A 20,392-nucleotide genomic window follows, 5' to 3' on the forward strand; every position below is an offset into this window, starting at 1 on the left:
CGGTCAGTGGGCGACGACCGGCACCACCGCTTCCTCCTGAGCGCCCCCGGTGACCCCCGCGCCCCGGCCGGTCCCGTCGGAGGACCCGGTGGCCCTGGCCCCCGGGCGGCCCGCGTCGACGAGGGTCAGGGCGATGAGCGCGGCCAGGACGAGGATGCCGACGGCGAACCAGATCGCGCTGGTGTAGCCCTGCACCATGCCCTCGAGCCGCACCACCTGCTGCTGGGACCGGCTCGCGGCGCCGCCGATGTGGTCGGCGACGTAGGACGTGGTGGCCGAGGCCGCGATCGTGTTCAGCAGGGCCGTACCGATCGCACCGCCCACCTGCTGCGAGGTGTTGACCATCGCGGAGGCGACGCCCGCGTCCCGGGGCCCGACGCCCGAGGTGGCCAGCGACATGGCCGGCATGAACGCCGTGCCCATGCCGAGACCGAGCAGCAGCATGCCGGGCAGCAGGACGGCGGCGTAGGAGGTGCCGATCTCCATCCGGGTCAGCAGCAGCATGCCGACGGCGGCGACCAGGAAGCCGGGGCCCATCAGCAGCCGGGGCGCGACCCGGGTCATCAGGCGGGCGCCGATCTGGGTGGAGCCCGTGATCATGCCCGCGACCATCGGCAGGAAGGCGAAGCCGGTCCTGACCGGCGAGTAGCCCTTCACGACCTGCAGGTAGTAGGTCAGGAAGAGGAACAGGCCGAACATCGCGATGACCGCCAGGCCCAGTGAGAGGTAGACCCCGCCGCGGTTGCGCTCGGTGATCACCCGCAGCGGCAGCAGCGGCGCCCCGACCCGGGACTCGACCAGGACGAACGTCAGGAGCAGGGCGGCCGACGCGACGAACATGCCGACGGTCAGCGAGTCGCCCCAGCCCTCGGACTCGGCGCGGGTGAAGCCGTAGACGAGCGCGACCAGGCCCAGGGTGGACAGCACCACGCCGGGGATGTCCAGCGGCGAGCGGTTGCGGCCGCCCCTCGGCTCACGGATGACGAAGTACGCGCCGGCCGCGGCGACGACGGCGAACGGGATGTTCACGAAGAACGTCCAGCGCCAGTCCAGGTACTCGGTGAGGAAACCGCCGAGGATCAAGCCGACGGCGCCACCGCCGCCCGCGATCGCACCGTAGATGCCGAACGCCTTGGCGCGCTCCCTGCCGTCGCTGAACATCACCGCGAGCAGGGACAGCGCGGCCGGCGCGAGCAGCGCGCCGAACACGCCCTGCAGCGCGCGGGCGCCGAACATCATGGCCTCGTTGGTGGCCGCGCCGCCCAGCGCGGAGGCCGCGGCGAAGCCGCCCAGGCCGAGCACGAAGGCCCGCTTGCGGCCCCACAGGTCGGCGATCCGCCCGCCGAAGAGCAGCAGTCCGCCGAAGGCGAGGGCGTAGGCCGTGACGACCCACTGCCGGTTGCCGTCGGAGATGCCCAGATCCTGCTGGGCGGAGGGCAGGGCGATGTTCACGATGGTGGCGTCCAGGACGACCATCAGCTGGGCGAGCGCGATGAAGACGAGCGCTTTCCAGCGGTTGGCGTCCGGTGCGTTCCGTGCGTCCGGTGCGTTCGGTGTGTCCTGCGCTCCTGGTGTGCTCCGTGCTCCCGGTACGCCGGGGGACTTTGACGCTGTTTCAGACATGGAGGTACCCACTTCGGGACTTCGTGACGGAAAATTCAGAGCTTGAGAGGAAAAAACGATGTCGTCGGGGAACGACTCGCCCACGGGGGACGGCCGTTGAGGCAGCTCTACGGATCTCGGTCGGGAACTCGGGCTGGAACTCGCTCTGGAACTCGTTCAGGGAGCGCTCAGCGCACGCGCAGGTCCTCCACGGTCACCGCCGTGCCCGGCAGGACGCCGCGGCCCGGGGCCCGCATCCCGTCCAGGAACAGCTGAAGATGGCGGTGGACGAACCGGTCGGCGTCGAGGCACCCCGTACCGGCCGGCGGCCGGCTGAGCTGGGCGATACCGACCAGCAGGTCACCGAAGCACACGTCGGCACGGAGCCGGCCCGCGGCCTTGGCGCGGTCCATGATCTGTGCGACGAGCCCCTCGACACGCACCCGCGCGGCCTCCAGGTCGGGATGGCTCTGGTCGAAGGTGCCGGCGATCATCGGGCACAGCGCGCTGATCCGCTCGTCGGCGGCGGTGTGCGCGAAGCGCTCCAGCGCCTCGAAGGCGTCCCCGGTCTCGGCGAGCGCACGCTCGGCCGCCCGCGCCGTACGGTCCATCACGGCGCACACGACCTCGCGCACCAGCGCGCCACGGTCGGGGAAGTTGCGGTACACCGTGGCATTGCCCACGCCGGCCCGGCGGGCGATGTCGTCGAACGGCACGTCGGGGCCGAACTCGACGAACATCTCCCGGGCGGCGGCGACGATCCGCTCCCGGTTGCGCAGGGCGTCGGCACGGGGCCGGGACGCCTTGCGCGATGCGGAGGGGGCGGTCTGCACGATGCACTCCTGTCGTTCTGCTCACTGACGCACTGCTCGCTCTCGCGATCCGGGGAAGAACTCCCCGCTTCACGCGAACACAGGTCCAAACGGGGAAGCCGTCCCCGCTTATTTCCCACCGGGGAAACTCTTCGTGTGACCTGAGTCACACTCAAGCGAGCGTCCGCCCCCACCTCCCCCCATCCCCCCCCGTCCCCGACCTCCCGCCCTCCCCGCCCGGAAACCGCACGATCGGCCCCTCCAGCGCGCGCCCGCACACCTCGTGACAGAGGGTGATCGAAAGGGTGCAGCCGGAGACCGGAGGCTGCCGTGCGGAGCGGAGGTCCCCCGTATGCAGGCGCAGTCGACCAGCAGCCGGATATCCCCGCGCCGACTGGCCGCCCTGGCCTCCGTGACCGCATTGACCCTCGCCGCCCTCCCCTCGGCCGGCAACGACCACCTCTCCCCGTACACCTCGCCCCCCGGCGCCGGCCCCAGCGCCCTGGCGCCCACCTCCTCGCACGGCCCGTGCCTGATCAGCAGCGCCCGTGAGGTGCAGATGTCGGAGGGCGTCCCCACGGCCGCCGGATACGCCCGCTCCACCGGCACCGTCCGCGCCCTCACCCTTCTGATCGACTTCTCGGACGCCCCCGGCGAGGGCGACGCCCTCGACCGCTACCGGGAGTTCTTCCCGCAGACCCAGAAGTGGTTCCGGACCAGCTCCTACGGTCGTCTCGACTACCGCCCCGAGCTGCCGATCCCCGGCTGGCTGCGGATGCCCAAGTCGTTCCGGGACTACGGCATAGAACGCGGCGCCCCCTTCCACCCCGACTACCACGAACTGGTCCGGGACCTCGTGGCGGAGGCGGATCCGAAGGTGGACTTCGGTGTGTACGACCTGGTGAACGTGCTGGTGACCCCGAACGCGGGGCCCTCCGCCCTGGACACGGTCCTGTCGGTGACCTTCGCGGGCAACGCGGAGGCCCCGACGGCGGACGGCGTCCCCGTCGCCAACGCCTCGTTCGTCTACTCCCGCCAGGACGACGGCTCCGGCTCCCTGGACCGCACGGGTTACCGCGTCCTCCCCCACGAGAACGGCCACGTCTTCGGCCTGCCCGACCTCTACACGGCCGAGGGCGGCGGCGCCGTGGGCCACTGGGACATCATGAGCGAGGACTGGGGCGCCAACAACGACCTGCTCGGCTGGCACAAGTGGAAACTGGGCTGGCTGGACGCGCCCCAGGTGCACTGCGCGGCGCACACGGGCACCAGGGAGTACACCCTGACGCCGCTGGCCGAGGCGGGCGGCCCGAAACTCGTCTTCCTCCCGCTGGACACCGGCTCCGGCTACGCCGTCGAGTTCCGCACCCGGGCCGGCAACGACGAGGCGGTGTGCCGCCCCGGCATCCTCATCTACAAGGTCGACGCGGACGTCGACACCGGGATGGGCCCCGTCACGGTCTACGACTCCCGCCGGAACAGCGGCGGCTGCACCCGCAGCCCCAACGTCCACGCGGAACTCTCCGACGCCACCTTCACCCCCGGCGAGACCTTCATCGACCGCAAGGCGGGAATCCGCGTCAAGGTCCTGGAGCCGACCACCCCGGACACCGACTCGGCCTCCGACAGGGACTCGGACACGGGCACGGGCACGGGCTCGGGCACGGGCCCCGGCTCCGGCCCGGACTCGAGAAAGCCGGAGTACCGGGTGCGGATCACCCGGGGCTGAACCCCCCTCCGAAGGCCCTCGCGGATGCCCGGCCGGGCGGGCGAAGCCTCACTTTCACCGCCGAAAACAGGCAGCGCGGAAAGCAAGCAGACAGCAAACGGGCACCGTTCCGGGCGGTCCGGGTGAGGATCATGCTCTGTTTTTGGCCGAAGAAGGCCCCTGTCTGCGGGAACAGGTCCTGCGAAACGGGCACATCCGGTCACGGAATGCGTGACGTTTTGCCTGGTCATAACCCTGGGCGTAGCCGTAAATAGTCCGCAAGAGTCCGAACGGACCGGACTCTGACCGGCGCGATCGCGCCACACCGGAAACGGCCCGACCGGATGTCGGCCCAAGTCGCGCAGGGGAGGTGTCACCGTGGACGCCGAAGAACGCCGCCGCTCCCTCCTGGAAGCGACGCGCCGGGCCGGCTCGATGGACGTCGCCAGGGCCGCCGCCGATCTGGGCATCTCCAAGGAGACCGTCCGGCGCGACCTGAACCTGCTGGCGGCTCACGGGCTGGTGCGGCGAACCCACGGCGGTGCCTACCCCGTCGAGAGCGCCGGCTTCGAGACGACGCTCTCCTACCGCACCACCAGCCAGGTCAGGGAGAAGTCGCGGATCGCCGCCGCGGCCGTGGAGCTGCTCGGTGACGCGAAGACGGTGTACATCGACGAGGGCTACACCCCGCAGCTCATCGCCGCCGGCCTGCCGCGCGACCGGCAACTGACCGTGATCACCTCCTCCCTCGCCGCGGCCGGCACCCTGGCCTCCGTCGAGAACATCACCGTGCTGCTGCTCGGCGGCCGCGTCCGCGGCGCCACGCTGGCGACCGTCGACCACTGGGTCACCCACACGCTGTCCGACCTCGTCATCGACCTGGCCTACGTCGGCGCGAACGGCATCTCCCGCCAGTGGGGTCTTACCACTCCGAACCCCGCGGTGAGCGATGTGAAGACACGGGTCATGGCCGTGTCCCGACGCCGGATCTTCTCGGGCGTCCACAGCAAGTTCGGAGCGACCAGCTTCTGCCGTTTCGCCGGGATCGGGGACCTGGAGGCGATCGTCACCGACACCGGGCTCCCCGCCGCCGAAGCCCGCCGCTACGTCCTCCTGGGACCCCAGGTCATCCGGGTCTGACCCGCGACCCTCCCACACACCACACGCACCCCATACCCCGTACCGGACACCACCCACCACACCTCACACCTCACGCCTCACGCCTCACGCACCAGACACCACGCCTCGAACACTCCTGGAGCCAACCATGTCCACTCACAAGACCCCCCGAGTCCGGAGAACCGCCCGCGCCGTGCTCGTCGCCGTCTCCGCCGGCTCACTGATGGCCGCGTGCAGCGGGGCCGGCGGGTCGAGTTCGGAAGCCGGGGGCGAGAGCATCAACGTCCTCATGGTCGGCAACCCGCAGATGGAGGACATCGCGAAGCTGACGAAGGACACCTTCACCAAGGACACCGGCATCAAGGTGAACTTCACGATCCTTCCCGAGAACGAACTGCGCGACAAGGTCACCCAGGACATCGCCACCCAGGCCGGCCAGTACGACGTCGCCACCATCGGCGCCTACGAGGTGCCCATCTGGAACAAGAACGGCTGGCTGCAGGAGCTGAGCTCCTACGCCGAGAAGGACTCCGCCTTCGACAAGGACGACCTGCTCAAGCCCATGGTCCAGTCCCTGTCCGGCGAGGACGACAAGCTGTACGCGCTTCCGTTCTACGGCGAGTCCTCCTTCCTCATGTACAACAAGGAGGTCATGGAGGAGAAGGGCATCACCGTGCCCGAGAGGCCGACCTGGCAGCAGGTCGCCGACATCGCCGCCAAGGCCGACGGCGCGCGCCCCGGCATGAAGGGCATCTGCCTGCGCGGTCTGGCCGGCTGGGGTGAGCTCGGCGCGTCGCTGTCGACCGTGGTCAACACCTTCGGCGGCACCTGGTTCACCGAGGACTGGAAGGCCCAGGTCGACAGCCCCGAGTTCAAGAAGGCCACCGACTTCTACGTCGACCTGGTCAGGAAGCACGGTCAGTCGGGCGCCGCGCAGTCCGGGTTCACCGAGTGCCTCAACGCGATGAGCCAGGGCAAGGTCGCGATGTGGTACGACGCGACCAGTGCGGCGGGACCGTTGGAGGACCCCAGCTCCAGCAAGATCGCGGGCAAGGTCGGCTACGCCTACGCGCCGGTGGACAAGACGGACAGCTCCGGCTGGCTGTGGACCTGGGCGTGGGCGATGCCGAAGACCACCAAGAAGGCCGACGCCGCCTCGAAGTTCATGCTCTGGGCGTCCGGCAAGGAGTACGAGAAGACCGTCGGCGAGAAGCTGGGCTGGTCGCGCGTCCCCGCCGGGAAGCGGGCCAGCACCTACGAGATCCCCCAGTACAAGGAGGCGTCGGCGGCCTTCGGTGACATCACCGTCAAGTCCATCGAGCAGGCGAACCCGACGAACCCGGGCGTGCAGCAGCGGCCCACGGTGGGCGTCCAGTTCGTGGCCGTCCCCGAGTTCCAGGACCTCGGCACCAAGGTGACGCAGGACATCTCCGCGGCCATCGCGGGCAAGACCAGCGTGGACAAGGCCCTGGAGAAGGGCCAGAAGCTCGCGGAGGAAGTCGCCAAGAACTACCGGTGACCCGCCCGGCCGCTCACCGGTGAATCCCGCTGCCCGTCGGTCCCCGACGCCCCGACGGGCGGCGCCCCCGCCGCGGTGCCCGGTACGCCCTCCTCCGCACCGGCGGACGTCATCCCGTCGGCGTCCGCCGACCGGGCACCGCTTCCTTCCCCACCCCCGGCCGCGATCGGCTGCGACCGGCCGGCCCAAGGACCCTTCATGACCACGCTCACCCCCGCACCCCGAGAGGTGCGCACAGACCCCCCGCACCGGCCAGGCAAGCGGGAGACGCCGCACAAGTGGCGGCGGCGCATCCCGCTGCTGCCGGCACTGATCTTCACGATCGTCGTGACCCAGCTGCCGTTCGTGGCCACGCTCGTCATCTCGACCTTCCAGTGGAACATCCTCAAGCCGGGCGAACGGCACTTCACCGGCCTGTCCAACTACGGCTTCGTCTTCACCGACGAGAGGCTGCGCACGGCGGTCCTGAACACCGTCCTGCTCACCGCGTCGGTGGTGATCCTCAGTGTGCTCCTCGGACTGGGACTGGCGCTCCTGCTCGACCGCCGCTTCCCCGGCCGGGGCCTGGCCCGCACCCTGCTCATCACGCCGTTCCTGGTCATGCCGGTGGCCGCCGCGCTGCTGTGGAAGCACGCCATCTACAACCCCGACTACGGCCTCATCAACGGCACCCTCAACGCCGTCTACCGCCTCTTCGGAGCCGAGAACGGCCCCACCATCGACTGGCTGTCGAACTCCGCGATGCCGGCCGTCATCGTCTCGCTGGTGTGGCAGTGGACGCCGTTCATGATGCTCATCCTGCTGGCCGGACTCCAGGCCCAGCCCGGTGACGTGCTGGAGGCCGCCCGGGTCGACGGCGCCTCGGCCTGGCAGACCTTCTGCCACATCACCCTGCCCCACCTGCGGCAGTACATCGAACTGGGCGTCCTGCTCGGCACCATCTACGTCGTGCAGACCTTCGACGCGGTCTTCACCATCACCCAGGGCGGCCCCGGCTCGCAGACCACCAACCTCCCCTACGAGATCTACCTGACCATGTTCCGCAAGTACGAGTACGGCGAGGCGGCCGCCGCCGGTGTGGTCGTGGTGATCGGTGCCATCGTCGTCGCCACGTTCGCCCTGCGCACCATCGCGTCGCTGTTCCGCGAGGAGGTCTCCCGGTGACCACCACCCAAGCGGCGCCGGACGCCGCGGCCGGGCCCGAGAAGTCCCTCCGCCGCAAGGGCGACCAGGGCGGTCAGGGCGACTCGCCGCGGCTGAGCCCGGTGTGGGCCTTCGTCGCCTGGCTCGCCACCCTGGTCTTCTTCGCCCCGGTGGCCTGGATGGTGCTGACCAGCTTCCACCAGGAGTCCGACGCCGCCACCAACCCGCCCAGCCTGCTCGCGCCCTTCACCCTGGACCAGTACGAACTGCTGCTGGGCCGGGACATCACCCCGTACCTTCTCAACTCGGCCATGGCGAGCGTCATCTCGACGCTCCTCGTCCTGGCCCTGGCGATCCCGGCGGCCTACGCGCTGTCCATCAAGCCGGTCGAGAAGTGGACCGACGTGATGTTCTTCTTCCTGTCGACGAAGTTCCTGCCCGTCATCGCGGCGCTGCTGCCGATCTACCTGATCGCCAAGGACGCCGGGATGCTGGACAACGTCTGGACCCTGATCGTCCTCTACACCGCGATGAACCTGCCGATCGCGGTGTGGATGATGCGCTCCTTCCTCGCCGAAGTGCCCAAGGAGATCCTGGAGGCCGCCGAGGTCGACGGCGCCGGACTCCCCACCGTGCTGCTGCGCATCGTCGCCCCCGTCGCCATGCCCGGGGTCGCCGCCACCGCGCTGATCTGCTTCATCTTCAGCTGGAACGAGTTCCTGTTCGCCGTCAACCTCACCGCCACCAACGCCTCCACCGCCCCGGTGTTCCTCGTCGGGTTCATCACCAACGAGGGTCTCTTCCTCGCCCGTCTGTGCGCCGCCGCCACCCTGGTGTCCCTGCCCGTCCTCATCGCCGGCTGGGCCGCCCAGGACAAGCTGGTCCGCGGTCTGTCCCTAGGAGCAGTCAAGTGAAAGCCGCCCTCATCGAAGCCCCCGGCAAGGTGACCGTCACCACGGTCCCCGACCCCACCCCGGGCCCGCGCGACGTCGTCGTCGAGGTCGCGGCCTGCGGGCTGTGCGGGACGGACCTGCACATCCTCCAGGGCGAGTTCGCCCCCAAGCTGCCCATCGTGCCCGGTCACGAGTTCGCCGGCGAGGTCGTCGGCCTCGGCAGCGCGGTCACCGAGCTCTCCCTCGGTGACCGGGTCGCCGTGGACCCCTCCCTGTACTGCTACGAGTGCCGCCACTGCCGCACCGGCCACAACAACATGTGCGAACGCTGGGCCGCCATCGGCGTCACCACCGCCGGCGGAGCCGCCCAGTACGCCGTCGCCCCGGTGGCCAACTGCGTCAAGCTGCCCGAACACGTCCGCACCCAGGACGCCGCCCTGATCGAACCCCTCTCCTGCGCGGTCCGCGGCTACGACGTCCTGCAGTCCCGCCTCGGCGCCCACGTGCTGATCTACGGCTCGGGCACCATGGGCCTGATGATGCTGGAACTGGCCAAGCGCACCGGCGCGGCCCGCGTGGACGTCGTCGACATCAACCCCGACCGCCTCGCCACCGCCCAGCAGCTCGGCGTCTCCGCCACCGCCACCGACGCCGACGAACTGGACCGGCCCCAGGGCTGGGACCTCGTCATCGACGCCACCGGCAACGCCACCGCCATCCAGGACGGCCTGGACCGGGTCGCCAAGGCCGGCACCTTCCTGCAGTTCGGCGTCGCCGACTACGCCACCCGCGTGACCATCGACCCGTACCGCATCTACAACCAGGAAATCACCATCACCGGCTCCATGGCCGTCCTGCACAGCTACGAACGCGCCGCCGACCTCTTCGCCACCGGTGTCCTCGACCCGGACGTCTTCATCAGCGACCGCATCCCGCTGGACCGCTACCCGGAGGCCATGGCCCAGTTCGCAGCGGGCCAGGGCCGGAAGATCCTCATCACCCCCTGACACGGGCGTGCACACGGGGCCGGGCGGACACCCGCCCGGCCCCCCCCTCCCCACCCCCCCGCCCTCATACCGACAACCCTCACCGACACGTATCCGCTACGCTGTCCCTGGTCGGTCATCGGTACGCCGCACCATGCCCGACCAGTAGGCTCACCCCCTCCCGGGGACGCCTACGCCTTCGTAGCTCAGGGGATAGAGCACCGCTCTCCTAAAGCGGGTGTCGCAGGTTCGAATCCTGCCGGGGGCACCAGCCAAAAGGCCCCGGACCGATCATGGTCCGGGGCCTTTGACATCCACTTCTGACATCAACGAAGACGGTCACTCACAACCGGCCGCCGCTTGAGCAGCCGGTCCATGTGGCTGATGGCCTCGCGCTGAGTGTCCTGCACGACGTGCGTGTACACGTCCATGGTGATGCTGATCTGACTGTGCCCGAGGATCTCCATCACGACGCGAGGCGCGACTCCGGCTGCGGTGAGGAGAGTCGCCGTGCCGTGCCGGGCGTCGTGCAGCCGGACCACGCGAAGGCCGGCGGACTCGGCGACACGGGTGAAGGAGCGGTAGACGTTCCGCGGCTCGACCTGACGACCAGTGCGGGTGGTGAAGACGTAGCCCGATTCATGCCACTGCTCCCCCGCTTTGGCGCGAGCGGCGGACTGCCGCATCCGGTGCCAGCGCAGCGGGGCGATGCAGAGTGCGGGCAACGGAACGACGCGTCGACGGCGACTCTTGGGATCGTCGTCGTACAGGACACCACGGCGCCGCTGGGTCTGTTGCCGGACGTAGAGGACGCGGTTTTCGAGGTCGAGGTCAGACCAGCGGAGACCGATGATCTCTCCCCGGCGGAGCCCCATGGCGATGGCGAGCACGAAGGCCGCGTACAGCGGGTCCCTACGGGAGGCCGCCAGGAAGTCGAGTGTCTCGTCGAGGGTCCAGGGCTTCAGTTCGCGGTTGTCGGTACGGGGCGGCTCGACGAGCTTGGCGACGTTGCGCGTGATCAGTTCCTCTCGGCAGGCGGAGGAGAGCGCCGATCGCAGAACGCGGTGGGATTCCTTGGCGGTCGCCGCAGTCGTCTCCTTCTCCAGGCGGACGAGAAAGCGGCGTACGTCGGCGACACCGAGGGATTCGAGTCGTTTGGCGCCGAGCAAGGGCACCAGGTAGAGCCTGACGTGTGCCTCGTACTTGTCGTACGTGCTGAGCTTCCGCCGAGGCTTGATGACGTTGTCCAGCCAGTACGGCAGCCACTCGGAGAGCTTCGCCGAGCGGGTGGGCACGGGCACGCCCTGGTCGACCTTGGCGAGCAGCTCCCGGCGCTTGGCGTCACACTCGGCCCAGGTCTTGCCGTACGCGAACTTGCGGGCGCGGGTGCCGTCCGGCTGGAGGACGTAGACCGCGCACTGATAGCGGCCGTCCTTGCGCTTGGTGATGGTGCCCGCACCATTCGGATTGCGCTTGCGCTGGCCGGCCATCAGGCAGCCTCCTCAATCCGGTCGAGGATGAAGTCACGTACGGCATCGGTGGGGATCCGGCGGGCACCATCGATCTTGATCGAGACCAGGCGACGCGAGCGGATCAGGTCGTAGACCTTGGAGCGTCCGACCTTGAGCCGCGTCATGACTTCCGGCACGGTCAGCAGATCGGGGGTCGCGGTAGTCATGCTGCGGCTCCTTCCTGGGTGAACTGATCACGTAGGGCTTCGCGGGCGGTCTCGCGGTTGAGCTGGAGACCTCGGGCGATGGTGGCGGCGAGGGCGGACTCACCGGGGGTGTGGCCGTGTCCGGCGTACTGCCAGTCGGTCAGGACGAGGACGGTCTCCGGCTCGCGGTCGTCCAGGCGGAAAGCGGCGGCATCCTGTGCGGCTCGGTAGTCGGCGCGTGCCTGGCGGAGAGCTCCGAGGGTGGTGGAGTAGCGGCGGGACTTGGAGGAGAAGTGGCCGCGGAAGCCGAGCATGTGCGCCCAGGCCCATAGCCGCCGGTCCGGATACAAGGGATCAAGCCGCTTGCAGGCTTCGATCAGGCGGCGGGTGTGGTCGGGGACGCCGTGGCGGTCGAGTTCGGCGAGTTCGCCGATACGGCGGTCGAGGGTGCCGGTGTTCTCGGCTGCTTTGGTGGCGTACTTGGCGACGTACGAGGCGACCGCCTGCTCTGTGATGTCGGAGCCGTCCCCGAACGCCTTCACCGGGCGGACGTCGAGTTGCGTTCCCCAGCGGAACGACCGGGCGGGTTGGTCCCCGGCGGCCGGGACCGAGACCGAGGTGTAGGAGTGAGCCGCAGCCGCACGGATCGCGTCGGCGAGGAGATCGACCGTGGCCCAGGCCGGCGGCGGCGACTCAGCGCCCTCGGGCCCGTCGAGCCGGACCACGGCATGGAAGTGCAGGGCGCCCCGTTTCTGGAACTCGGCGACCTTGCCGTACGAGACGCGCAGGCGGTCGGCGAGTTCACGGCGGGAAAGGTCGGCACGGGCGGCGAGTTCACGGCGCAGTCGTGTGGTGAAGCGCTGCCAGAGCTGCCCGGCGTGGTTGTTGAACAGGACGGATCCCGCGTAGTCGTACGTGGCCGGGTCCAGGGCGGTGCCCAGCTCCGGGGCATCCGGGGCGTGGCGGGTGCCGCAGCGGCAGACGCCACGGTCGGGCCGGTTGTGGACCGGGCCGAAGGACGGGGCGGTGAGGGTGGCGAAGACGCGTGGGTGCTCTCGGACGGTGGCGGGGATGTCGCGGCGGTCGTCACCGGCCAGGCCCGCACGGATCAGGTGATAGGTGTCGCCCGCGTACGTCCAGGCACAGGACGGGCAGCGGGAGGCCCGGCGGTTGCCGCAGGCGAGGCGAAGACGTCCGCCGGGCTCACCGGCGGTGGTGTAGTGGTGCAGGGTCTCGCCGGTGGTCTTGTCCTTGTGGAGGACCCAGCCGGTCAGATGGATCGGGTCGGAGCAGCCGCCGGTACGGCGGATCTGGTCCTCCCAGCGCGCATAGTCGGAGGCCGAGGCCACCCTCAGCAGGTCACCGAGGGTGGTCGGGTCGAGCAGCGGCTCAGGCACGGGCGAGGCGCAATGCGCCATGCTGGGTTCTTCCTTCCGGTTGCGAGATCGGACAGGGACGGCTCCCGGGCGGCGGATGCTTGGCGGTATCGAGGCCGCCCGGGGGCCGGTCAGCGACGCTTGGCGTCGGCGTTGACGAGCGAGCGGATCACCAGGGCGCAGACGGCGACCGAGGCGCCGGTGATGGCGACCGCCAGGAGCATGGAGACCAGGACGGCGCCGACGACCAGGACGACGGCCGTACCGCCGCCGACGAGGGCGAGCGCGGTGCCGGGGGTGAGCTGCACCGTGGGCCGGGGCGGCGCCGGTGCGACCGGAGCGGGCGGCGAGGCCTGGACGCTCGGGACGACGGCGGTCGGCTCGATCACCACGGGCGGCGAGGCCTGGACGGTGGGCGTGGGGTTGGTCGGGATCTTCGGGCGAAGCATCGGTGTTCTCCTTTCGGGGCGGGCGAGGTGGCGGCGGACTACTTGGTGAAGCTGTCGATGACGGGAGCAAGCACGCTGTCGGCGAGCAGGAAGCCGCCGAGGAGGAGTACGGCGATGAGCCACCAGGGCGGGCGGACGAGCTTGACGCCGAGGTAGCCGACGACCAGCAGGGCGAGCCAGAGCGGAACATCCATGGGGCGGCCTCCTAGCGGGCGCGGCAGCGGTGGGTGCGGGCGGCGAGCTGGGCGGCGGAGCGGCTGGAGTAGTCGGCGGACCAGCCGCAGTCGTCGGCGCTGCACACGGCGGCGTGCTTGGTCCGGCCGTGGCGGTCGCGGTGGGTGCCGATCTGCACCGGGCCGATGCGCATCACGGAGTGGAAGAAGTCGCGGGCGGGCATGTCAGTCGGTCTCCGTCCGGGTGGTGGTCGGGTCGGGGAAACCGGCACGGATACCGGCGGCGGTGGCCGGGTCGGTGATGCGGCGGGCGGCTTCCTCGGCGAGCAGGTGGGCGAGATAGGGGCGGTTCGCGGCGACCATCTCGCGAGCACCGTCGAGGTAGTCGGCGGCGGTCAGGTCGGCTGGGTCACGGGTCATCGGCCGTTCCTCCCTTCCGGGTCAGGTGAGTTGGGCGGCGATGGCGTCGGCCAGGTGCGGTGGGACGCCGAGGCGGGTGCGGAGGGTGTCGGTGTCGATGCGGGCGCCGGTGCGGGCGTGGTGGTCGGCGGCGACCTTGCGGGCGTGGTCGACCAGCGCGGCCGGGACCGGTACAGCCGGGGGCGATTCGGCAGTGGGCAGGACCGGGAGCTCGTCGGGAACGGGGACCGCGACGGGTTCGGGTGCCGGGTCCGGTTCAGCAGTGGCGGCCGGTTCGGGCTGCTCCTGGGGTGCCGGGTCCGGATCCGGGACGGAGGGTGCCGGCGGAGTCGAGGAGCGGTCCGCGGAGGAGTGGGCGAGGAGGGTGCCGCCCATGAAGGCCAGGGCAGGCCAGGCGGCGACGAGGATGCGCAGCCAGGCCGGGACGTCGTTCAGGTCGAGGAGTCCGGCGGTGGCGACATTGGCGCCGAGCGAGGCGACCAGGGCGATGAGGAACCAGCACCAGGCCAGCCGGGACGGCCCGTCGGTGCGCAGCCGACGCCAGGCGGCGACCAGGAGGAGGTCTACGGAGACGGGGTAGGCCCAGGCTTTCCAGCCGTCCTGTCCGGCAGCGGCGGCGAGGTCGTGGAGGTGGGCGAAGGACAGGGCCCCGGCAATGACGGCCTGGACAAGTACGGCGTCGATGCGGAGAGCGGGGCGGGCCATCACGGCTCCTTCCTGTGATGAGGCATGGCGGGGTAGGGACGTGGCGCGAAGGGTGGTCGCGCCGACCGTGGGAGCGGGGGTGGGTCAGGCGGTGGCGGCGGCTGTCTTGGACAGCGGCACACGGGCCGACGGCAGCGGGGCGACCGCGGGCCGGAAGGGCGCGAGGGCGGGCACGTCGGGGGTGCGGTCGGCGTGCTTGTTGCAGATGTTCACGGCCTGGCGCAGCGAGGTGTGCGGGGCGCGGATGCGGTGCCAGCCGCCGGTGGAGTCACCGGCGATGGCGATGCCGCGCGTCTCGGCGGGAATCTGGATGGCGGCCAGGACGGCGTCCGGGGCGATGTCGCCGAAGGCCATGTTCGCGCTGGTCTCGTCGTTGACGCGGTGCGCGGTACGGCCGGTGAGCTGGGCACGGAGCATGGTGATGCCCTTGCCGAGTTCGGAGCCGAAGCGCTGCCCGCAGATCTCCAGGTAGACGCCGGCCGCGCGGCCGAGCTGGGCCAGGCGGACCAGGGCGGTGATGATCCGGTCCCGGCGCTTCTCCTCCTCCTTGCTGGCGAACAGAGCGAGTTCGGCGACCTCGTCGACCAGAACCACGACCGGCACCGGCCGCAGGTCTTCGGGCAGGTCCCAGATGTCGGCGGCGATCTCGGCGTCCGGCACGTCAGCGGTGATCCGCTGCTCGGCCCGGATGAGCCGATACACCTCCCCCATGTGCGACACCAGCGCCTCCAGCAGCTCCAGCGCGGTATCCGGGTTGTCGGCCAGCGCGGAGAACCGGCGAGCCAGCGGGAACAGCTCCACCCCTTGCTTGCAGTCGATCCCGACCAGCGCAACGTGTTGCGGGGCGAGGCCGGCGACGAGGTTGCGCTGATAGACGGACTTGCCGGACTCCGTGGCCCCGAGGGTCAGGCCATGCGGCACGACCCGGTAGTCGCGGTAGTGGACCGAACCGTCCTCTCGCAGAGCCACCGGGACCCGCATCGGGCGGGCGTCGGTCTCGGCGGGCATCTGCACCCGCTTGAGCACGTCGTATCCGGTCATCCGGATTTCGACGACACCCGAGCGCAGCTCACGGGAGGTGACGCCGTACATCGAGAAGGAGTGGCGTAGCCGGTCCGTGGCGGCGGCGACGTCGAAGGCGTCCTGACCGGGGCGGAGCTTGAGCCGGAGGACCAAGCCGGTGCGGGTGGGCCGCAGGCGCAGGATGCGCGGTGAACGGGACTCCGGCGCCGGACGGTTGGCCATTCGGGCGAGCGTCAGACGCCAGCGGGAGGGCGGGACCGTCAGGCCGCAGGCGTCCATGACCGAGGCGTAGCGGACCAGGACCCGCAGGACGGCGAGGGTGACTCCGAAGGTCAGCCAGTACCAGGCGGGGCGCCGCCACCGCAGGAGACCCGCAGCGGCGACGACCACCAGCAGTAAGACCGTCGGCCATGTCATGGCTCAGGCCGCCTTGGGTGCCGAGCCCGCAGCGGCCAGCGAGGTGACGGCGACCGCGCGGAAGGCGATCCCGTGCCGCTTCTGGCCGTTGAACTCGTTCTCCCACGGCCGGGCGATCAGCCCCGTGAGCGCGACCGGGGTACCCATGGTCAGCTCACCGGAGATACCGGTCTCGGGGACGGTGATGGACAGGATCTCCACCTCGTCGTTGGCCGCGAACATCACGTCGACCGTCATCAGCTTGACGCCGGTCTCCATGTCGGTGGCGATCTCACCGGTACGACGGTCCTTCACCTTCGGCTGCGGGGTCTTGGCGACCATCACGACCGCGGCGGAGGTGTCGACGGGAATCTGACGCACAGCAGATCACTCCTATAGAGAGGCTGGACTCCGTCACTCATGTACATGAGTGACGTGAAGAAGAGTGCCTGACTCCTATACATGAGTCAACCCGCCGCGAGACAGAACTCACGACGGGTTGGAGGAAGTTGAGCGCGCGTCAGTCGGCGGCGGGGATCCGGTACTCGAAAACGAACTGGTCAGCGGCCATCAGCGTGTCACAGACCTCGACCACAAGCCCTTCAGTCGTACGGGCCTCCCGAATCAGGTGAACCACGGGCGCCCCTGTGCTGAGGACCAGCTCCGATGCCTCCACCTTGGTGGCCGGCCGTGCTTGCAGCGTCTCGACGAACTCAGCGAACTCGTGCCCGTGCTCCTCGAGTCGGGCGTAGATGCCACCACCGCCGGGGTTCTCGGCGAACAGCTCCGGGATCTCCTTCACCACGTCCCACGGAAGATACGAGGTGGCAGTCTCGACCGGCGTGCCGTTGCGGAAGTAGAGACGCCGGCGCGCGAGGACCTGAGTGCCGGCGGGGATGCCCAGTCGTTGGGCGGCATCCTCGGGGGCCTCCATGGGGCCGATGTAGAGGACGCTCACCTTGGCCGTGGCACCGGACTGCGCGGACTCCGCGAGATACGCCGCCTTGCCCCCCTGTCGCAGCGAGCGCCGGAAGCGATCGGAGGAGCGGTGCCGCACCGGCGGCCGGTCCTTCACGATCGAGCCCTTGCCGTGCCGGGTCTCCACGAGCCCGCTCGCCCGCACCTCGACCATGGCCTTACGGATCGTGCCGCCGGAGACGCCGTAGCGCTCCACCAGCTCCGACTCACTCGGCACCATGTCACCGGGCTTGAGCACACCGGCCCGGATCTGCTGCACGATCTCATCGGCGATCTGCACATACCGAGGCCCCGACCTGCCCCCCTCTACCGCAGTTCCCATAGCCCTTCTCTGCCTCCTATGCTCCTGTACATGAGTCAATCACAGGAAGCAACGTCCCCACCCCTGCACTCCGTATCCGTTGCCGGAGTCGTGGTGCGCGAGGACGGACGCCTCCTGGCGATCCGCCGAGCCGACAACGGCACATGGGAACTCCCCGGCGGCGTACTCGAACTCGACGAGACCCCAGAGGCCGGCGTAGCCCGCGAGGTCCTGGAGGAGACCGGCATCCACGTCGAGGTCGACGAACTCACCGGCGTCTACAAGAACACGACCCGCGGCATCGTCGCCCTGGTCTTCCGCTGCAAGCCCTCCGGCGGCACCGAGCGCACCTCTGATGAGTCGACGGCCGTCTCCTGGCTCACTCCCGACGAGGTCAGCGAGCGCATGGCGGAGGTCTACGCGATCAGGCTCTTGGACGCCTTGGACGGCAACGGCCCCCACGTACGAAGCCACGACGGCAAGCAACTGATCTCAGCGGGATAAGACTTTCCCTACTTCATCAAGCCCGCGCACGGCGCGGGAGCGCGCCGCCTCCGCGGCGCGGCCTGCCTCCTGTCTCCGCCCCGGCTGGCCGCGCCCGGCGGCGCGCTGGCGAGCTGCGGGCGTGAAGTGGGAGACACCCTCTGTGGCTGGGGCGGTCGGCTCCGCGGCTTTAGGCAGCCACTTTGGGGCGAGCCTCGAAGATCATGGCCCCAACGTCGTGCTTTAACGGGCAGGTCCACAGACTGCCCGACGCGCCGGAAGCTTACGGGGCCATGATCACTCGCCCCAAAGCAGCTCCAGCCCAAAGCCGCTCCGCCAACCTTCGTAGGCCACCTGTGAGGCAGTACAAGCGAAGGCAGCGCAGATTTGCAACTAGCGCACTCAGCACCTCGCACCACGAAGCAAGATGTTCGCCATGGAACGCACGCGCAAGATCACCGGTGCAGCGCTGATTGGCCTGCTTACCCTGATCGGGGTCTGTGGATACGGATGGCTCCTCTGGAAGGGACCCTGGTACTTCGATCGCCCCCACCTTCGGCAACGCGATCTGCAGCCAGCTGACGGTGTTGTGATCACAGGGTTTCGCACCATGGTTGTTGCCCTGGGAGCGGGCATAGTGACCGCAATCGGCCTTTGGTACACCAGTCGCAACCACAGACTAGCAAGGGATCAATTCACACAGACGCAAGAGCAATTCAAGCTTGCTCAACAACAATTCGACCACGCGCAAGAGCAGTTTAAGCACACTCAAACAAAGGACAACGAGCAGGCTGAAATCGCACGCGAGGGACAAGTGACGGACCGCTATGTCGCGGCGATTAAACTCCTAGGCTCGGCAACACTCTCCGAAAGACTGGGAGGCATCTATTCTCTTGAGCGAATCATGAAAGATAGTAGGCGTGACGCCCAAACCGTAATCGAAGTCTTGGCAGCTTTCACTCGGAACTCATCTCCCGTAAGCGCTGAAGATAACGAAGCAAGTCCACGCAGCGGACGTATTGCGGAGGACGTGCAAGCCGCGGTAACTGTATTGGCCAGGAGGCCTGAAAACACAAAAACAACCCTCATCAGAATCGCAGGAGCGAAGCTTTCTGGAGTTCAACTGGAGGGCGCAGACCTCACCAAGTGGGATATGCGAGTTGCCGACCTATCTCGGGCGAATCTCCATCAGGTTCAGGCCCTCGGAGCACATCTAGAGGATGCAGATCTTGCAGGGGCATCGCTGCATCGGGCAGACCTGGAGGGCGCCTATTTGAACAAGGCAAAACTCACCAACACCAACTTGTGGGGCGCCAATATGCGGGAGACGACACTCTTCCAAACAGACCTATCGGAGTGCCTAAACATGAACCGTCAACAAATCATGGAATCCCACATCACCCATACCACCACACTGCCTAGAGAATTTGACCTGGACGACGAAATTGAACAGCGCATGCGAGAAGGTGAACGGGTAGCCGACAGCAGGGACCCATATAACATTTAGGCAATAGGTTGTGTGCAGCCAGCAGGCCATAGCACGAGCGCCCTTTCGGGCCTTCCTAGGGCCATGGAAGGGCGTTCAACATTGACCAACGTCGACAGCTACGGACAGCTCGGCATCAGGCCAGGGTGTTGATCTATTAGGGGATCGCAGGTCATGGCGGGCACAGATCAGCTAGGCGGCTAATTTTTAGGTCGCATTGTTCCTGTCGGCTCCGGAAACAAGAAGTGCCTAGCCGACCTTATTCGACCCCAGTCCCCATGCATGAAGGGGACCAGCCCTTCTGGAGAGTTGGAAAGCCTCGCGTTAAGTTCTGCAGCAAGAGGAAGAAGCATGCCTCCATTCGGGCAGTCCACCGCTACCAAGTCGGCCTCGGGTGACCCTGAGGTGACGATTACGTTGCCGTTGGACGGATAAGGATCGCCCGAGTCGACTCCCAAATAGCTGGTCAATCCCCACTTTATGTAACCTTTTGTCAGTACCCAGATTCCGTCGATACTGTGACTAAGGTTGGGTATTTCGTCGGCGAGATTAGAAAACTCTTCTAGCAGTAGGTCAAGGCTCGCACTCTCGTAGGCAAACACTAGAGTAGTGGGGAGATGCAGGTCTATCGCTGTGGTGCCATCCGGAAGCTTTTTCCAATATCCTGAAATGAACTTATTCATAAGCTTCGACTTTACCAGCGACCGAAATGACTTACGGAACTCATCTGCACTGAGGTAAGACTTGACCTCCACAATACCTCGAACGGAGGCTGGAGCAACGAGATGATATCCGTCCTCGGCCTGCAGTGGCCGCACGTCACCTCCGGTTATGAGGATGTCGCATTGCGGTGATGTATTGCCGTCATGGTCAACTATCTCACCATCATGAATCACATCGCATGAGCGTGGGACGCGTCGCTCGAGAAACCTTTTTACGGCCTCTTCCCGGGCCCTACCTTTTCCGCCGCGGTGAACTATTTGAGACGTTTTCTCGAAGCCACTGATCATTCCCTGCGCTACCGACTTCAAGATCTTCGACAGTTGATGGTCCGTCACGGATGGATGCTACTGAAGTTGAACTCGTGGTGTCGTAGGGGCTGACGGTTCGTCGCCCGTGCGGTATCACCGGGGCATGCGGTATCCACAGGGAGGCGGGCTGAC

At 68.3% G+C, this 20,392-nt stretch carries 22 protein-coding genes and 1 tRNA gene; 9 read left to right on the top strand and 14 right to left on the bottom strand.

Annotated features, from left to right (window positions below; all coding sequences use genetic code 11):
- Positions 1–3 precede the first annotated feature (3 nt).
- Both ACWEQO_RS23390 and ACWEQO_RS23395 read right to left on the bottom strand, forming a co-directional pair.
- Positions 4–1,623 (bottom strand): MFS transporter, encoded by a 1,620-nt coding sequence (locus ACWEQO_RS23390; RefSeq protein WP_452985080.1) that lies wholly within the window; start codon positions 1,621–1,623, stop codon positions 4–6.
- A 167-nt stretch (positions 1,624–1,790) separates the two neighbouring features.
- Positions 1,791–2,435, bottom strand: coding sequence for a TetR/AcrR family transcriptional regulator (locus ACWEQO_RS23395; protein WP_361452135.1), 645 nt, complete (start codon positions 2,433–2,435; stop codon positions 1,791–1,793).
- Between the two features lie 331 nt (positions 2,436–2,766).
- Here ACWEQO_RS23395 and ACWEQO_RS23400 point away from each other — a divergent pair, with 331 nt between their 5' ends.
- From ACWEQO_RS23400 to ACWEQO_RS23430, 7 genes are all read left to right on the top strand, one after another.
- Positions 2,767–4,143, top strand: coding sequence for a M6 family metalloprotease domain-containing protein (locus ACWEQO_RS23400; protein ID WP_452985081.1), 1,377 nt, complete (start codon positions 2,767–2,769; stop codon positions 4,141–4,143).
- Positions 4,144–4,500: 357 nt separating this feature from the next.
- The gene (locus ACWEQO_RS23405; RefSeq protein WP_361452129.1) at positions 4,501–5,262 is read left to right on the top strand and encodes a DeoR/GlpR family DNA-binding transcription regulator; all 762 of its coding nucleotides are present in this window, start codon (positions 4,501–4,503) and stop codon (positions 5,260–5,262) included.
- 127 nt (positions 5,263–5,389) lie between these two features.
- Entirely contained in the window at positions 5,390–6,760 is a 1,371-nt protein-coding gene (locus tag ACWEQO_RS23410) for an ABC transporter substrate-binding protein (protein WP_452985082.1), read from the top strand.
- Between the two features lie 198 nt (positions 6,761–6,958).
- Positions 6,959–7,924 carry a carbohydrate ABC transporter permease gene (locus ACWEQO_RS23415; RefSeq protein WP_452985083.1) on the top strand — a complete coding sequence of 322 codons (966 nt, stop codon included), beginning with the start codon at positions 6,959–6,961 and terminating at the stop codon, positions 7,922–7,924.
- A gap of 92 nt (positions 7,925–8,016) precedes the next feature.
- Positions 8,017–8,817 (top strand): carbohydrate ABC transporter permease, encoded by an 801-nt coding sequence (locus tag ACWEQO_RS23420; protein WP_361452336.1) that lies wholly within the window; start codon positions 8,017–8,019, stop codon positions 8,815–8,817.
- Complete coding sequence (locus tag ACWEQO_RS23425) at positions 8,814–9,803, top strand: zinc-dependent alcohol dehydrogenase family protein (RefSeq protein WP_452985084.1); 990 nt, start codon at positions 8,814–8,816, stop codon at positions 9,801–9,803. Before ACWEQO_RS23420 ends, ACWEQO_RS23425 begins: the two co-directional genes overlap by 4 nt.
- 174 nt (positions 9,804–9,977) lie before the next feature.
- Positions 9,978–10,053, top strand: a tRNA-Arg gene (locus ACWEQO_RS23430).
- A gap of 55 nt (positions 10,054–10,108) precedes the next feature.
- Here the strand turns inward: ACWEQO_RS23430 and ACWEQO_RS23435 are convergent.
- The 11 genes from ACWEQO_RS23435 to ACWEQO_RS23485 all read right to left on the bottom strand — a co-directional run bounded on the left by ACWEQO_RS23435 (position 10,109) and on the right by ACWEQO_RS23485 (position 17,281).
- Positions 10,109–11,272 (bottom strand): tyrosine-type recombinase/integrase, encoded by a 1,164-nt coding sequence (locus tag ACWEQO_RS23435; RefSeq protein ID WP_452985085.1) that lies wholly within the window; start codon positions 11,270–11,272, stop codon positions 10,109–10,111.
- On the bottom strand, positions 11,272–11,460 hold the full coding sequence (locus ACWEQO_RS23440; RefSeq protein ID WP_326753219.1) for a helix-turn-helix domain-containing protein: 189 nt from the start codon (positions 11,458–11,460) through the stop codon (positions 11,272–11,274). Before ACWEQO_RS23440 ends, ACWEQO_RS23435 begins: the two co-directional genes overlap by 1 nt.
- Positions 11,457–12,836: a replication initiator protein RepSA gene (gene repSA / locus ACWEQO_RS23445; RefSeq protein WP_452985097.1), complete on the bottom strand. Its 1,380-nt coding sequence runs from the start codon at positions 12,834–12,836 to the stop codon at positions 11,457–11,459. Before repSA ends, ACWEQO_RS23440 begins: the two co-directional genes overlap by 4 nt.
- 110 nt (positions 12,837–12,946) lie before the next feature.
- Positions 12,947–13,264 carry a SpdD-like protein gene (locus tag ACWEQO_RS23450; RefSeq protein ID WP_352331994.1) on the bottom strand — a complete coding sequence of 106 codons (318 nt, stop codon included), beginning with the start codon at positions 13,262–13,264 and terminating at the stop codon, positions 12,947–12,949.
- 38 nt (positions 13,265–13,302) lie between these two features.
- Positions 13,303–13,458 carry a hypothetical protein gene (locus ACWEQO_RS23455; RefSeq protein ID WP_355899800.1) on the bottom strand — a complete coding sequence of 52 codons (156 nt, stop codon included), beginning with the start codon at positions 13,456–13,458 and terminating at the stop codon, positions 13,303–13,305.
- An 11-nt stretch (positions 13,459–13,469) separates the two neighbouring features.
- Positions 13,470–13,661: a mobile element transfer protein gene (locus ACWEQO_RS23460; protein ID WP_332428504.1), complete on the bottom strand. Its 192-nt coding sequence runs from the start codon at positions 13,659–13,661 to the stop codon at positions 13,470–13,472.
- A 1-nt stretch (position 13,662) separates the two neighbouring features.
- Complete coding sequence (locus ACWEQO_RS23465) at positions 13,663–13,857, bottom strand: hypothetical protein (RefSeq protein ID WP_452985086.1); 195 nt, start codon at positions 13,855–13,857, stop codon at positions 13,663–13,665.
- A 21-nt stretch (positions 13,858–13,878) separates the two neighbouring features.
- Positions 13,879–14,562 (bottom strand): DUF2637 domain-containing protein, encoded by a 684-nt coding sequence (locus ACWEQO_RS23470; RefSeq protein ID WP_452985087.1) that lies wholly within the window; start codon positions 14,560–14,562, stop codon positions 13,879–13,881.
- A gap of 84 nt (positions 14,563–14,646) precedes the next feature.
- Positions 14,647–16,002, bottom strand: a complete 1,356-nt coding sequence (locus ACWEQO_RS23475) for an FtsK/SpoIIIE domain-containing protein (protein ID WP_452985088.1) — start codon at positions 16,000–16,002, stop codon at positions 14,647–14,649.
- Positions 16,003–16,005: 3 nt separating this feature from the next.
- Entirely contained in the window at positions 16,006–16,362 is a 357-nt protein-coding gene (locus ACWEQO_RS23480) for an SCO3933 family regulatory protein (RefSeq protein WP_326753226.1), read from the bottom strand.
- Between the two features lie 139 nt (positions 16,363–16,501).
- A complete protein-coding gene (locus ACWEQO_RS23485) occupies positions 16,502–17,281 on the bottom strand; it encodes a GntR family transcriptional regulator (RefSeq protein WP_452985089.1) in 780 nt (259 codons plus the stop codon).
- 18 nt (positions 17,282–17,299) lie between these two features.
- Here ACWEQO_RS23485 and ACWEQO_RS23490 point away from each other — a divergent pair, with 18 nt between their 5' ends.
- Together ACWEQO_RS23490 and ACWEQO_RS23495 are read left to right on the top strand one after the other, a co-directional pair.
- Entirely contained in the window at positions 17,300–17,764 is a 465-nt protein-coding gene (locus ACWEQO_RS23490) for an NUDIX hydrolase (RefSeq protein WP_452985090.1), read from the top strand.
- 415 nt (positions 17,765–18,179) lie between these two features.
- Positions 18,180–19,250: a pentapeptide repeat-containing protein gene (locus ACWEQO_RS23495; protein ID WP_452985091.1), complete on the top strand. Its 1,071-nt coding sequence runs from the start codon at positions 18,180–18,182 to the stop codon at positions 19,248–19,250.
- A gap of 179 nt (positions 19,251–19,429) precedes the next feature.
- On the opposite strand, the gene ACWEQO_RS23500 is transcribed toward ACWEQO_RS23495, so the two are convergent.
- A complete protein-coding gene (locus tag ACWEQO_RS23500; protein WP_452985092.1) occupies positions 19,430–20,287 on the bottom strand; it encodes a DUF6602 domain-containing protein in 858 nt (285 codons plus the stop codon).
- Positions 20,288–20,392 lie beyond the last annotated feature (105 nt).

The organism is Streptomyces sp. NPDC004051, assembly GCF_053604275.1.